The following is a 13932-nucleotide window of genomic DNA, read 5'->3' as shown; positions in this document are numbered from 1 at the left end:
TGAAAATAAATTTCACAAATTCACATCTTTAGATGTCAAATTCGTTGACCCTATGAAAGTTTTGACACAATATGAGAAAATAAATTACATGTTGTGTCTTGGGAGGTCAGCTACATGACGAGAATTGGAATTGTTGGGCTTGGCTACCGCTTGGGTTATTTGGCGCAGGTCATCGGACAGACTCAAAAAGACATCGAATTTGTCGGTTACGTTGATCCATCACCTGCTGGTTTGCCGCTGGTAACGGGTGAGGGCGTTGACGGTCTGAGTATCGATAAGTCGGTGTTGCAGTCCTTTGGTCCGGGCCGTCAATTCGATAGTCTTGACCAAATGATTGACGAGGGAAATCTTGATCTATTGATGATCGGTTCTCCCAACCACATGCACCTCGAGCACATTCGCACAGCAATTGAAGCTGGCGTGAAAACATTCACCGAAAAACCTGTGGTGACAACTGAAGCGCAAACGTTTGAATTGCTCGATCTGTTGGCCAAAAATGGTGGTAATACGGATCAGTTGATGATTGGTCTTGTGCTCCGTTACGCGCCGCTTTATCGCGACTTGATCAAAGCGCGCGATCAAGGTGTTTTGGGCGATATTGCTTCAATTGAGGCCTCTGAGCATATTGCACCATATCACGGTGGATTTTTCATGCGTGATTGGCGCCGACATTCAGAGTATTCTGGCGGGTTCATGCTGGAAAAATGCTGCCACGATATTGATCTTTATAATGGCCTAGTTGGAAGTCGTCCGACCCGTGTGGCAAGTTTTGGTGGTCGCAAAAGCTTTGTGCCATCACGCGCGACGGAAAACGATGTCGACATTTATCACTTCAAGCCGTCCGGCTGGAAGGGGTCTGACAAGGTGTTTGGTGGCGACGGTGATATCATTGATTATCAAACCGCAATTATTGAATATGAAGGCGGCGAAAATCTTTGTTTCCACACCAATATGAATGTGCCGGACGAGTTCCGCCGTTTTGCGGTTATCGGATCAAAAGGTATGGCAGAGGGTGACTTTATTCGGAATTTCTTTAAGCTTACCGATGCGAAGTCGCGTGAGACACTTGAAGACAAGAGTTATGCCGTATCTGACCTTTCAGCCCACTATGGAGCTGATGAACAAATGATTGCTGATATCTTTGCGCACATAAGAGATGGCGCGGCACTGCCTGTGTCCATTTTGGATGGACTTGCAGCTGGTCTAACAGCAATCAAACTAGATGAAGCTCGCCAGTCTCGTCAGGTCATCGACCTAACGGCAATGTGGGCACGGTTCGACAATTTTAATCTGCGAAATGGGGAGGTTGCATAAATGCAATCACTTGGGGGACGCCCAAACATATTTCCTTACTTGCTTTTGGTGCCAGCGTTAATAATTACGCTGTTTATCGTAGCTTGGCCTTTGGCGGAGACAGTGCGACTGTCTTTCACCGACGCTTCTTTGAAGCCGGTCACAAACTATATTGGGTTTGACAATTACGATAAAATTTTCGCCAAGAAATTCCCCGAAGTTATTGCACGTACGTTTATTTGGATGGCCTTTTCGGTGACGTTCAAGATGGTCGTCGGTATCGCCGGAGCTATGTTGTTGAATTCTGCCATTCGTGGACGTGGATTTTTCCGTCTTCTTGTCATGCCACCTTGGATCGTGCCGATCGCGATTGGCGTGTTCATGTGGCGCTGGATGTATAACGGTCAGTTCGGCATGATTTCAGGTGTTGCCCAAAATCTGGGTATTCTGGTTGAACCCTACGAGTTCTTAGCCACCCGTAGTTCTTCATTCTACGCCACAATCGTAACCGATGTTTGGGTTGGAACGCCGCTTGTGACAATCTATCTATTGGCCGCCATGCAGTCGATTTCTTCAGACTTGCATGAAGCAGCGTGGGTTGATGGCGCGAGCAGAATGTATCGCTTCCGTCGCATCACACTTCCATTGATTATGCCCGCGGTGGCAACGATGGGACTATTGTCGGCAATTTGGACCTTTAACTCATTCGATATCATTTGGATCCTAACCGAGGGTGGGCCACGTAGTGCGACCACAACCATGATCATCGATACTTATAAAACTGCGATTTCACGCTTTAAATATGGCGAGGGGGCTGCACGTGCGGTGATGATTGTGATCTTCTTATCCTCATTCGCAGCGTTTTACTTCTATATGATTTCGCGCTTTGCAAAACGGAGTTTGGGCAATGATTAATAAGTATAGATGGTGGGAAAAAGTCGGCATTTATGCTGGGATTGCGATCTTCCTTACCTTTGTCCTAGCGCCGTTTTTGGAAGCCTTCTTGGTTTCGCTACGCCCGCTGAACAAAATCAACTCAATTCCGTACCGGATTATCACGGAAGGGATGAGCTTTGACGCCTATTTCACCATGTGGAAAAACGTGCCTAAACTGCACATCTACATTTGGAACAGCTTCTTCATTGCCACTTGCGTGACCATTATTGCGCTTGTTGCAATCATTCCAGCGGCTTGGGCATTTGCGCGGTTTGAGTTTAAAGGGCGCAACGCCTTCCTTGCTGGCTTCTTGGCCATCAACATGTTGAGCGGTGCGGTGTTGATCATTCCATTGTTCAAGATGATGAGCGCTACAGGGTTGCTCAACACTTATTGGGCGATGATTATTCCGGGTGCGGCATTCTCTATTCCCACAGGTATTTGGTTGCTTCGCTCCTACCTGATGAAAATTCCACGTGAGTTGGAGGAGGCCGCTTGGGTTGATGGTGCGTCGCGCATGTATATCTTGCGTCGGGTTATCATTCCTGTGGCAATGCCTGGCATTGTTGTGGTTGCTATTGCCACATTCATCGCCGGCTACGCCCAACAATTCTTGTTCGCGTTGACGTTCAATTCGTCAACCGACTTACACCCGCTGCCGGTGGGTATCTATCAGTTCTTTGGTCGTCAAACCGTTGTATGGAACGAGTTGATGGCTGCGAGTTTGGTCGGCATCTTGCCAGTGTTGATCATCTACATCTTCCTCCAGCGCTATATCATCGCTGGCCTAACTGCTGGCGCGGTGAAGGAGTAGGAGGGATGTTACAATTTCGGCAACTAAAAGGGAGTTCACAATGAAACTAGCTAAAATTTTGCTTGGTTCAGCAGTGGTCCTCGGCTCTATGGCCGGCGTATCATATGCTCAAGACCAGCGTATCCACATCATCCTTTGTGGTGATGACACATGGGGTGGCGAAGTAAACGCTGCGCACATGGGCGAGTGGGAAGCTGCAAATCCAGGCTTTAAAACTGACATCGAATACGTGCCTTGGGGCCAGTGTCAAGAAAAAGCAACAACACTATCGTCTGCTGGTAACCCAGCTGCGATCGCTTACATGGGCTCACGCACATTGAAGCAGTTGGCTGCTAACGACTTGATCTTGTCTCATGACCTTACAGACGCTGAAAAAGGCACATATGCTGCGCCGATTTTGGGTACTGTAACTGCAGATGGCAAAATCTGGGGTCTACCACGTGCGTTCTCAACAAAAGCACTTTACTGGAACAAAGATCTGTTCTCAGCAGCTGGCCTAGATCCAGAAGCTGGCCCAACAACTTGGGAAGAAATGCTTGCAGCTGCAACAGCCATTAAAGAAAAAACTGACGCCGATGGCTTTGGTTTGGCTGCTGCTTCTTTCGACAACACAATGCACCAGTTCATGAACTACGTTTACACAAACGGTGGTGAAGTGATCAATGCTGACGGCGATATCGTATTCGATTCACCGAACAATGTTGAAGCACTTGAGTTCTACGGTAAGACATTGGCCGCTGTTTCTCAGCCTGGTCCTGTTGCTTATGACCGTGCGAAACTTCGTCCATTGTTCGTTGAAAGCAAAATCGGCATGTTCGTTTCTGGTCCTTGGGAGCGGAACGCAGTTGGTGACGCTGTAAATTGGGGTGTAACCTCAATGCCAGCAGGCCCATCAGGTGGACCTGGTACATTGTTGATCACTGACTCATATGCAGTGTTCAAAGGTTCAGGCGTTGAAGAAGCTGCATTGAGCTTGGCGAAATTCATGACAAGCCCAGACAAGCAAATGGAATTTGAAATTGCTGCTGGCTTGACACCACTTCGTCCAGATCACGCTGAAGTTGCAAAAATGCGCGAAGCCGATCCTACTTGGAATGCGTTCCTTGACGCGATCCCAACAGGTGGCCCAGAGCCTTTCGTAACTGACTATGTTGGTCTTCAAGACGTAATCAACGAAGCAATCCAGGCGGTTGTTTTGGGTGAAGCTACTGCTGCTGACGCTGTTGCAGAAGCTGCAGAAGCACTTGAAGAATATAAATAAGCAAAACGTAGTGAGATCCGGCCATTGGTCGGGTCTCACCCTCAAAACTAAAAAAGTAAACCGGGAGAATGGCAGTGGGTCAACTCAAGCTCGATAATGTAAAGAAGCGTTTCGGTACGGCTGAAGTCATCAAAGGTGTTTCGCTAGACGTTAAGCACGGTGAATTCATTGTATTCGTTGGGCCGTCAGGTTGTGGTAAGTCAACATTGCTACGCATGATTGCTGGGCTTGAAGAAATCTCAGAGGGCGATGTGCATATTGACGACAGGGTCGTGAATTCACTCCCTCCGGTTAAACGCGGCATCGCGATGGTGTTCCAATCCTACGCGCTTTATCCGCACATGACAGTTTATGAAAATATCGCGTTCCCATTACGTGTCGACAAACTTTCGAATGAAGAAGTCGAGAAAAAAGTAATGATCGCCGCGAATATTTTGGAGCTAGGGCCGCGCTTGCAGCATAAACCAGGCGAGTTGTCTGGTGGCCAGCGCCAACGTGTGGCTATTGGCCGTGCGATTGTACGCGAGCCGAGCGTTTTCCTATTCGATGAGCCATTGTCCAACCTTGACGCTGCGCTACGTGCGACAATGCGTGTTGAGTTGACAAAGCTACATCATGATCTTGATGCAACCATGATCTACGTGACCCACGACCAAGTGGAAGCGATGACCATGGCCGACCGAATTGTTGTTCTTGACGCGGGCATTATCGCCCAAGTTGGAACGCCACTTGAATTGTATCACAAGCCTGACAACCTGTTTGTCGCTGGCTTTATCGGCAACCCAAAAATGAACTTCATCCAAGTGGAGTGCACAGGCACCAACAAAGATGGCGTGAAGGTTAAGGTTGGCGATGCTGGTGAGATAACAATTCCGGTTACTCCCCGTGGCGATGTAAAAGGGCAAACATTGACCCTTGGCATTCGACCAGAGCATACACGTTTGGACAAATCGGACGTTGAACTTCAGCTTCACGCAAATGTTGTTGAGCGCCTGGGCATCCACACAGTGACTTATGCAAACTTGCCAGGTGACGATAAAGTCTTCTGTACGGTTCAAGAAGGCACTGCGCCAATTAAGGCAAATTCAGATTTCAGTATCGGTGTAAATGCAGTTGATTGCCACCTGTTTGATGCAGATGGCAATGCGTTTGAGCGTACACTTGATCTCGCAAACTTGGGCCTGCCGGAAGTCGCCTAACAGCGGTTCCGGGAACACCCAAGCTTCCTCCCCACGACCCAAGGGCCCCGTTCTCGAACGGGGCTTTTTTGGTTCTGGGTGCTGGTTGATTGGACCCAAGGTCTAGTCGTGGCTTTTTAGCTTAACCAAGTCGCGCAAGAATATCGGGTGTCTCAAGAATGCCACTTGTGATTTGCGACTTCATCAAATCACCGTCAAAATAGCGCTCTTCGATGATTTTTCCGTTGGACCATTGCTGCCAACACAGCCCATCAATTGTGTGCCGTGTTCCGTCGACCCCAACAAATGATGAAACATTGCGAAAAACACAAATTTCCTTTTGCTCATTGAGGATGAGGTCTTCAATGGCACCATCAATTGACTTGGCGGCGAGTATATGGCCTTCTTGTTTCGAACGTGCTTCCTGACCATCCTTTGCGAACAATTGGTCATTGGCAAACATTACCCCATCGGGCGCGAAAAATTGATCAAATGCTTCTAGCGGCTTGCCTTCTTTCAGAAGATCAACTTGCGCATTCACTGCGTCAGAAAATGTCGTGTGGGCCATATCTATATCTCCGAATTTATCGAGAACAAAAATAGAACAAATTCAGCTTGTACTCAACCGTGTTCTTCACGAATAACGGCCGATAACTCAGATATGTAGGTGGGGAAACTAAATATATTCGATTTTCGCGTGCCCTTCGAGCCGCCAGACTTTTGAGACAATCTGCCATCCGTCTTTCCCCAAAACAAAGGCTAGGTGATCAGCAAAGATATTCTCATGGGCCTGCAACCGTAACTTCACGGTCGCGCTAACATCTGAGAGCCAATCGATGGTTGTGATTTGATCACGACGTCTTTGGTTTACGCTCGCCGGTGAGGGGCGGTTGGCGACATCGGCCCGAAATCGCGCAATGGGATCAACGAATATTTCGCCATTGTCAGCGTCAAACAGACTAGATGCTGGGTGGAAAACCCGATCCAGTTTTTCAACGTCGCAGAAATAGATGGCATCCAAATAAGTTGAGATCGCTTTTAGCAGGTCTTGGTGATTGTTCATGGGTTGGCTCCTTTGTTGGAGCCAACATCATTCAAATCACCAAACTCCGCCAGTGGCGCAAATGACAATGTTCGTTAAATTATCGCCAATAGTTCGGTTGCGGAAGTTTGTGTTACCAAACCCGCCCGCGGGCAGCCACTTCAATCTTGCGATCAAACGCGCCGCCTTTATGAACAAAAATATTGTCCATCAAGTTCGACACGACGCATGTATGGTTTGGGACGATGCGGATCTTTTCGCCGATTTCGGGCTTTTCGGTGCATGCAGACATGTCCACCACGGCATGTTCTTCCGATAAGCCGGTGATGACAGCTTCAGGATAGTCAACAACATAGCCAAAGTCGGTAAAGCCCAGAAGGTCAGACGTCAGTGCCTTAGAGCCAGCATCCAACACCGCGCGGTCTTCAGTCGGGCGGGAAACGACAGTTGTCAAAATGTGCATGGCACAATCGTCAAAACCGCAATGGCCAGCGCGCACGAGCGAGCGATCATTGTAGATGTAGGTGCCCGCACGATATTCATTGGCAATTGTTGAACGCTCTGCTGAAAATAAGCTTGGCGAACCGCCGGTTGAAAACACGTCGCATTCGATCCTGTCAGCCTTCAGTAAACCGGCAGTCTGTGCAAAAAATGCCTCAACATCATCTTCGGTGTTGGGCAGCGGATAGGTCATCAACCCGCCAAATTGCAGGCTGGGTTGCGTGGCAATATATTTTGCCAAGCTTGCGGCTTCTTTTGGTGTTTGAACACCGCAACGTTGCCCACCTGTATCGCATTCGACGAGCACACGTAGCGGCCGTGAAGCATCGAACGTTTTGGCCAGCCCATCAATAGTGGTCTGGCTGTCTGCCACAACACCGAGCTGAATACGGTCGTGAAGCGCCTTCAGCGCTCCAAGTTTCTCATCGCCCAAAATGTTGAACGTGAGCAAAATATCATCAATGCCTGCATCCGCGAAAATCTCGGCTTCTGAGATCTTTTGACAGGTTATGCCAATCGCACCTGCGTCGAGCTGCTTCTTTGCAAATTCAGGGATTTTATGTGTCTTGATATGGGGACGCGCCTTTAGGCCGGCTTGATCCATATATTTTTGCACCCGTGCAATGTTCTGATCAACAATGTTCTCATCAATCAAAATGGCAGGGGTGGTGAGTGAATAAATAGATGCGTCTTGTGCCATAAAGCTTATCCAGCGTTTTTGCGAAACCAATTGCCCTGCAAATAATCTAGGGTCTAGACCCTAACTTACGTCAGAAAGTCCATGCGGGTCTTCAACCATTGGCCAAATATCTTTTGGCGCTTTTTTGTAGTTGTTGGTCGCTGGGTTATTTGGATAAGGCTGTCCTGCGGAACAATATAGTATTTCCGCAGCGATTGGTGCAAATGAATCATAGAAATGATTTGTGGATTTAATCAACAAAATATCCTTGCTCGCATAGTCGATGCCAGCAACTGTGAACAAGCTCTTGTCAAAGCTTTGCGCCCGTGTCGAGTTTAACACAACTTCGATACCATCAAACTCAATCGTCGCGATGTCGCCCATCGGCACAAAACTATCGCCGAACCTTTGTTCTGCATTCGCAACAAGTTTTTTGATGGTCACAACCTTGTCGATTGGATTGCCAGTTAAAGGGGCCGACTTGGCGCCGAACCGCAAGGGAACGGTTGCACCTTCGCCCGCAGCAAAACAAATTTGAACAGCAATTGGGTCCCAAATGGTGCCAATGGCAACATTTCTCACTTGCTCATCAATTAGTTTTTGCGAAATCACCGTGGCGTCGCCTGCCGTGCCGCCGCCCGGATTATCCCATACATCTGTAATCACAACTGGTTTGGCGGCGTTTGGTACCAATTTTAGTGCCGCGGCCAGTGCCTCATGTTCATTCAACTGGGGCGGCATAACCTTTCCGCGCATCTCAAATAGTTGCAGCCCCAACTCCCGCGCAAGCCGGTCGCCCTTGACCTGTTTGTCATTGGTCACCACGACAAGCTTGCTGCCCATTTCGGGCACATCAGACGCCATGAAGCCATGAATGACAGAAATTGAGAGCACTTCAGCGTCAGCATTTTCAAGCTGCATGATGTCATCAATATAGGAGCGCATTGGCTCGAATGATGTCGGGAAAACATCTATCATTTTGCAATCAAATACTGACACTGAAGGCTTGGCTTTGCCCGCAATCGTTTCGTCTAATATGCGCAGAAGGTCCTGAGCACGTTCGACGAAATCGGTGTGTGGGAATTCCTTAAATGCGACAAAAAAGTCTAAGCAATCAATGCGTTTAGCGGTTAACTGGCTGTGTGGATCAAATGTGCAACACACAATGACGTCCGGACCAACAATGTCGCGTATGTGGCTTAACAGATCGCCTTCCGGATCATCATAGCCATCTGCAACCATCGCGCCGTGCAATCCCAAAACGACACCATCAACGGGCAGTGCGTTCTTAAGTTGCTCTAAGATCTCGTCGCGCAAGCTTTCATAGGCCTGTTTGTTGATCAAACCCGCCGGGTCTGCCCAAGCAGCAGTGCCTTCAATCCAATCCCAGCCACGTTCTTTCGCCCAACCACGTCCCTCTGTCAGCGGAGCCGAACAAAGGGTCGGTGTTTCTGGGTGCTCACCCGGCTTCGCATATAAAGAGGCCTCAAATCCTCGCCGATCAATTGCGATGGGCGAGAATGTGTTGGACTCAGTGGCGAGAACTGCGCTGAAAAATCTCTTAGACATATTGTTCAGGCCTAACCCATCGGATTGGGCAAGTAGCCGTTAAAGCCAGCGATCTTCCACGAACCATCGATCTGGTGACAATAATAAACGGTCTGCCAGTTCATTATGTCCTTGCTGCCGTCGGATTTGGTGATCGAACCGTCAAATTTCTTATGCACAATTGCACGATCTCCATTAATTTCGATATCGCGTAAAACTGTTGCCGAAAAAATGGCTGTGCGTGGATCATCGCTAAAGCTTTGTTTTTGAAAGTCTTTAGCTTGGCGCAACCACTCATCCCGATATTCTTCAAGTGATGGGAATGCCAATCTCCAATGGTCAGGATTAGCGGTATTGTGCCCGTGCACGCCCATAAAGCGGTCTTCAGCAAAGTCATTTTCAACCATTGCCCAGTCTGCGGCAAGGAAGGCTGTGATGTCGCGATCGACTAACATTTCCCAAATCGCATGGCGGGCTGTGTCTGATTTTGGGAACGGATTTGTAAATTGTGATGACATGGCAAATTATTTTCATTTTTGACAATTTTTCTATGGAAAAACTCGCCTAATTCTGTTGATATGTCAATCAACAAGAAAATAATTTACATAAATTCTTTGGAGAACCAAATGACTATCATCCGTTACGGTGCCGAAAAAAGCGGCGCAGGAGGTCAAAATCTACCATTCGCTCGCGCTGTAGAAGCTGACGGTTGGCTGCATGTTTCTGGCCAGGTCGCTATGATAGACGGTGAAGTGGTTGGCGGCAACATCGTTGAGCAAACTCATGTCGCTATTAAGAACTTGCTGGCCATCCTTGATGAGGCCAAATATGGCACAGAGCATATTGTGCGCATTGGTGTTTGGTTGGACGACCCGCGCGACTTTTGGTCTTTCAATGGTGTTTATAAGAGTTACTTTGGCGAGCACCCACCTGCTCGCGCCTGCGTACAGTCGTCCTTGATGGTGGACTGCAAAGTCGAAGTTGATTGTATCGCATTCGATCCGACCAGAAAACTATAAGGCAGGCGCAAGCCCAATGGTTGATATTTTAGGCACATTGCAGCGTGAGATGGATGGGTTGTCGCGTTCTGAACAGCGGATCGCCGGCATTGTATTTGATGACCGTCAGTTCGCGGTGAACGCGTCCATCATCGAGCTCGCTGCCCGTGCCGAAGTGTCGCCACCAACTGTAACGCGCTTTTGCCGGCGACTTGGTTGTCAGAGCTTTTCCGAGTTTAAAGTCCGTTTGGCACAAAGCGCGTTCATTGGACAGCGCTATGAAGAACCGCAAATCAATGCTTCAAATGCGAAAGAGGTCGTGGATACGATCCTGACGCGTGCGCAATCTGCCTTGCACGGTCTCAACGATAGCCTGGATATGGTTGCAATCGAGGCCGCTGCAACTGCGATGGTAGATTCGAGTATGATTTATGCATTCGGCTCTGGCGGAAATTCTTCCTTTTTTGCCGGGGAAGTGCAAAACCGTCTTTTCCGATTGGGCCTGCGCGCATCGTCAACAAATGACCATCTCGTTCAGCTTATGACAGCGTCCACAATGTCCAAAGAAGATGTTGTGGTCGGCCTGTCACTTTCCGGCCGAAATCAAGAACTGGCCCGAGCGTTGGATGTTGCCAAGGGTTATGGCGCAACCATTGTTACAATATCCAAATCCAATAGCCTGGTTGGGCAAATTGCGGATGTAAACCTGGCGATCGATTTGCAAGAAGGTGTTGATGTGCTGCGGCCATCGTCGGTGCGATTTGCTTATATGGCCACCGTCGACATTTTGGCCCATTTGGTTGCCATCAAACGAAAAGACCTTTCAATCGAGCCACTAAGACGTATCAAACGCCAATTGGTGACATTTCGCGATGGCGATGACAGTCAACCATTGGGCGATTAGCCAACATTAAATAGGAAATGATCGTGACAAATAAAGTTGCAATTATCACAGGGGCCGGTGGCGATATAGGTCGGGCCATTTCTTTCCAATTGGCCAAGGATGGATTTAGCGTACTTTGCCTTGATATCGATGAAGCGACAAATAACGAAACCGCTAAGCAAATCGCTGAAGCTGGTCATGTCGCTAGAGCTTTGTCATGCAATATTTTGGATGAAGCCGATTTGCAAAATATGCGCAACGTGGCGCTAGAAATGGGCCAACCAAAAGCGCTGATCAATAATGTTGGAGCGATCACAGCAGCTTCTACGCAAGAAAGTACCGTTGAGAACTGGCAGCGTGATTTCGACATCAATCTTAAAGGCGCCATTGGATGCTTTAAGACATTTGAAGCGGACTTTAAGGTCAATAGTGGCATTGTCACCAACATTGCTTCGGTCAATGGCTTTGGCGTTTATGGACATCCAGGTTATAGCGCCATGAAAGCTGCCCTCGTGCATTTTACCCGATTTAGTGCGGTGGAATATGGCAAGTTCGGCATGCGTATCAATGCCGTTGCCCCTGGTACTGTGCGCACAAAAGCGTGGAATGATCGCGCAGAACAAAACCCGCAAGTTTTTGAAGAAGCCAAACGATGGTACCCATTGCAGCGTGTTGCTGATCCGCAAGATATCGCAAATGCCGTCAGTTTTCTAAACAGTGATAGCGCAACAGCAATCACTGGTGTCTGTCTACCTGTCGATTGCGGTTTGACCGCCGGGCAGGCTGAGTTGGCAGGCACATTTTCCCAATCAACTGACTTTTAAGGTCAGAGATAAAAAAACGTTCACAATTAAAACCCCGTTCGAGGAGTTTACTCTAACATGACATCACAATTCCGTCTGGATGCCATCTGGCGCGAAACTGACCCAGCAAATGGCACAATGATTCTTACGCTGACTAATCTCTCTGATCAGCCGATCAGTGGCTTCCGTTTGGCCTATACGTCACTCTTGCGCGTATCCGACAAGCTCGTCACCCATGGCGCGAAATTCATTCGTCGTTTTGCAAATTTTCATGAGTTTGACCCCGAAGAAGGTTTCACCTTGGAGGCCGGCAAAAGCTGGACTTTTGAACTTGAAAACCTCACCCATATTCCAAAACACCGGAATGATGGGCCAAAAAGCGCATACATAACCCTTAAAGACGGCACGCATCAGACCGTTTTGACAGGCGATATGGCCCTTGAAGGACGCGAGAGTAAGACTGCTGGTATTTTGGTGCCAGAAGGTAAGTTGGAAATGCCGCTTGCACTTAGCCCTTGGCCAAACAGCGTTTCGATTGAACAATTTGGAGCGGCACCTGTTGCCTTGGTCTTGACCAAAGCCAGCCGGACGGAAAAGGCTGCCGCGACGACCGTCAACGCCCTTAGTGACAGACTATTCACCGATCTGCCAAATCCATTTTCCTTGATCGAGATTGCAGGCGGTCGCGCACTTCACCTTTCAAAGGACATCTCATTTGTTGAGGAAGAGTATCGGGTTGAGTTTACGTCTGACCGGGTAAACCTTCGCTACAGTTCCAACAAGGGACTGATCAACGGCTTGGTGTCTTTGGCGCAAATTATCAACGGACCAAAGGCCGATGAAGCGAAATTCGAATTCCCAGAAATCGGGAAAATTGACGATGCACCACGATTTGGTTGGCGCGGATCGCATTTGGACGTGTCACGTCAGTTCTATCCATATGAGAGTGTTAAGCGCTTTATCGACATTCTCGCTTGGAACAAGCTCAATATGCTGCATTGGCATTTGAGTGATGACGAAGGCTGGCGTGTTGAGATCAAAGCCTATCCAGAGTTGACGGACGCAGGCGCAAAACGCGGCGCAAATGAGAAAATGCCAGCTCAACTCGGTTCAGGCTTTGAGACCTATGGCGGCTTCTACACCCAAGAACAGATCAAAGAACTCATCGCGCACGGTCAGTCCATCAATGTTGAAATCATGCCAGAGCTTGATATTCCCGGCCACAGCACTTGCGTTTTGACCGCCTTGCCTGAATTGATTGACCCTGACGAACCAGCGGAAAACTACCGTTCTATCCAAGGCTACCCGAACAATGCGATCAACCCCGGCATTCCAGCTTCGTACAAGTTTGTCGAAACTGTAATTGAAGAAGTGGGGGATCTGTTCCCGTCGAAATACATCCATGTTGGTGGCGATGAAGTGGACGAAAACTCATGGATGCAATCACCGGCTGCTGAAAAGCTGATGAACGAAGAACGCCTAAATGGCACGATGCAAGTGCAAGCGCATTTCTTGGGCAAAGTTCAGAAGATGATCAAGAAAAAGGGCAAGATTGTTGGCGGCTGGGACGAAGTTTCCCACGGAGGCGGCATCGAAAAAGAGGGCGGCACGCTGCTCTTTGCTTGGCAAAAGCCTGAAGTCGGCATCACACTGGCTGAACAGGGCTATGATGTGGTGATGACACCTGGCCAAGCCTATTATCTTGATATGGCTCAGTCTGAGGAATGGCAGGAGCCCGGTGCAAGCTGGGCCGGAACTGCATCGCCGCAAACCACTTATGAGTATGAAGCAGCAGGCGAATTTCCTGATGAACTCAAAGACCGTCTAAAAGGCGTTCAAGCTTGTATTTGGTCAGAGCATTTGATCTCTAAAGAGCTGTTCAACCACATGGTGTTCCCACGTTTGAGTGCGATTGCAGAAGCAGGGTGGACATTGCCTGAAAACAAAGATTGGCTGCGATTTGCGGCGCAATCACATCATTTGCCCCGCCTTTAGC

14 protein-coding genes are annotated in these 13932 nt (G+C 48.6%); 9 read left to right on the top strand and 5 right to left on the bottom strand.

Features of this window, described 5'->3' with window-relative positions; all coding sequences use genetic code 11:
* Window positions 1-114 precede the first annotated feature (114 nt).
* The 5 genes from AC2D8L_RS09020 (at window position 115) to AC2D8L_RS09000 (ending at window position 5503) form a co-directional block, all read left to right on the top strand.
* Complete coding sequence (locus AC2D8L_RS09020) at window positions 115-1314, top strand: Gfo/Idh/MocA family protein (RefSeq protein WP_484685111.1); 1200 nt, start codon at window positions 115-117, stop codon at window positions 1312-1314.
* On the top strand, window positions 1315-2208 hold the full coding sequence (locus AC2D8L_RS09015; protein WP_484685110.1) for a carbohydrate ABC transporter permease: 894 nt from the start codon (window positions 1315-1317) through the stop codon (window positions 2206-2208).
* Complete coding sequence (locus AC2D8L_RS09010) at window positions 2201-3043, top strand: carbohydrate ABC transporter permease (protein ID WP_484685109.1); 843 nt, start codon at window positions 2201-2203, stop codon at window positions 3041-3043. The genes AC2D8L_RS09015 and AC2D8L_RS09010 overlap by 8 nt, the downstream gene beginning before the upstream one ends.
* Window positions 3044-3083: 40 nt before the next feature.
* Window positions 3084-4304, top strand: coding sequence for an ABC transporter substrate-binding protein (locus tag AC2D8L_RS09005; RefSeq protein ID WP_484685108.1), 1221 nt, complete (start codon window positions 3084-3086; stop codon window positions 4302-4304).
* Window positions 4305-4378: 74 nt separating this feature from the next.
* Window positions 4379-5503, top strand: a complete 1125-nt coding sequence (locus AC2D8L_RS09000) for an ABC transporter ATP-binding protein (protein ID WP_484685168.1) — start codon at window positions 4379-4381, stop codon at window positions 5501-5503.
* Window positions 5504-5624: 121 nt separating this feature from the next.
* Here AC2D8L_RS09000 and AC2D8L_RS08995 read toward each other — a convergent pair whose 3' ends face one another.
* From AC2D8L_RS08995 to AC2D8L_RS08975, 5 genes are all read right to left on the bottom strand, one after another.
* Window positions 5625-6050 (bottom strand): hypothetical protein, encoded by a 426-nt coding sequence (locus AC2D8L_RS08995; RefSeq protein WP_484685107.1) that lies wholly within the window; start codon window positions 6048-6050, stop codon window positions 5625-5627.
* 108 nt (window positions 6051-6158) lie between these two features.
* Entirely contained in the window at window positions 6159-6545 is a 387-nt protein-coding gene (locus tag AC2D8L_RS08990) for a nuclear transport factor 2 family protein (RefSeq protein WP_484685106.1), read from the bottom strand.
* A 112-nt stretch (window positions 6546-6657) separates the two neighbouring features.
* Window positions 6658-7725: a D-TA family PLP-dependent enzyme gene (locus AC2D8L_RS08985; protein ID WP_484685105.1), complete on the bottom strand. Its 1068-nt coding sequence runs from the start codon at window positions 7723-7725 to the stop codon at window positions 6658-6660.
* Between the two features lie 60 nt (window positions 7726-7785).
* On the bottom strand, window positions 7786-9273 hold the full coding sequence (locus tag AC2D8L_RS08980) for a M81 family metallopeptidase (RefSeq protein WP_484685104.1): 1488 nt from the start codon (window positions 9271-9273) through the stop codon (window positions 7786-7788).
* Between the two features lie 11 nt (window positions 9274-9284).
* The gene (locus tag AC2D8L_RS08975; RefSeq protein WP_484685103.1) at window positions 9285-9770 is read right to left on the bottom strand and encodes a hypothetical protein; all 486 of its coding nucleotides are present in this window, start codon (window positions 9768-9770) and stop codon (window positions 9285-9287) included.
* 108 nt (window positions 9771-9878) lie between these two features.
* Between AC2D8L_RS08975 and AC2D8L_RS08970 the strand changes: the two genes are divergently transcribed.
* From AC2D8L_RS08970 to AC2D8L_RS08955, 4 genes are read left to right on the top strand one after another with little or no spacing between them, the layout of a single operon-like run.
* A complete protein-coding gene (locus tag AC2D8L_RS08970) occupies window positions 9879-10271 on the top strand; it encodes a RidA family protein (RefSeq protein WP_484685102.1) in 393 nt (130 codons plus the stop codon).
* A 16-nt stretch (window positions 10272-10287) separates the two neighbouring features.
* Window positions 10288-11154, top strand: a complete 867-nt coding sequence (locus AC2D8L_RS08965) for a MurR/RpiR family transcriptional regulator (protein ID WP_484685101.1) — start codon at window positions 10288-10290, stop codon at window positions 11152-11154.
* A gap of 23 nt (window positions 11155-11177) precedes the next feature.
* On the top strand, window positions 11178-11957 hold the full coding sequence (locus AC2D8L_RS08960; protein WP_484685100.1) for an SDR family oxidoreductase: 780 nt from the start codon (window positions 11178-11180) through the stop codon (window positions 11955-11957).
* Window positions 11958-12014: 57 nt separating this feature from the next.
* Window positions 12015-13931, top strand: a complete 1917-nt coding sequence (locus AC2D8L_RS08955; RefSeq protein ID WP_484685099.1) for a beta-N-acetylhexosaminidase — start codon at window positions 12015-12017, stop codon at window positions 13929-13931.
* The last annotated feature ends 1 nt before the right edge of the window (window position 13932 follow it).

The organism is Maritalea sp. YIW29 (assembly GCF_057219265.1).
This window is presented reverse-complemented; position numbering and strand designations above follow the sequence as displayed.

Excerpts from the sequence above, each read along its gene's own strand:
- AC2D8L_RS09020 (WP_484685111.1), top strand. The coding sequence starts at position 115 with ATGACGAGAATTGGAATTGTTGGGCTTGGCTACCGCTTGGGTTATTTG.
- AC2D8L_RS09015 (WP_484685110.1), top strand. The coding sequence starts at position 1,315 with ATGCAATCACTTGGGGGACGCCCAAACATATTTCCTTACTTGCTTTTG.
- AC2D8L_RS09010 (WP_484685109.1), top strand. The coding sequence starts at position 2,201 with ATGATTAATAAGTATAGATGGTGGGAAAAAGTCGGCATTTATGCTGGG.
- AC2D8L_RS09005 (WP_484685108.1), top strand. The coding sequence starts at position 3,084 with ATGAAACTAGCTAAAATTTTGCTTGGTTCAGCAGTGGTCCTCGGCTCT.
- AC2D8L_RS08995 (WP_484685107.1), bottom strand. The coding sequence starts at position 6,050 with ATGGCCCACACGACATTTTCTGACGCAGTGAATGCGCAAGTTGATCTT.
- AC2D8L_RS08990 (WP_484685106.1), bottom strand. The coding sequence starts at position 6,545 with ATGAACAATCACCAAGACCTGCTAAAAGCGATCTCAACTTATTTGGAT.
- AC2D8L_RS08985 (WP_484685105.1), bottom strand. The coding sequence starts at position 7,725 with ATGGCACAAGACGCATCTATTTATTCACTCACCACCCCTGCCATTTTG.
- AC2D8L_RS08980 (WP_484685104.1), bottom strand. The coding sequence starts at position 9,273 with ATGTCTAAGAGATTTTTCAGCGCAGTTCTCGCCACTGAGTCCAACACA.
- AC2D8L_RS08975 (WP_484685103.1), bottom strand. The coding sequence starts at position 9,770 with ATGTCATCACAATTTACAAATCCGTTCCCAAAATCAGACACAGCCCGC.
- AC2D8L_RS08970 (WP_484685102.1), top strand. The coding sequence starts at position 9,879 with ATGACTATCATCCGTTACGGTGCCGAAAAAAGCGGCGCAGGAGGTCAA.
- AC2D8L_RS08965 (WP_484685101.1), top strand. The coding sequence starts at position 10,288 with ATGGTTGATATTTTAGGCACATTGCAGCGTGAGATGGATGGGTTGTCG.
- AC2D8L_RS08955 (WP_484685099.1), top strand. The coding sequence starts at position 12,015 with ATGACATCACAATTCCGTCTGGATGCCATCTGGCGCGAAACTGACCCA.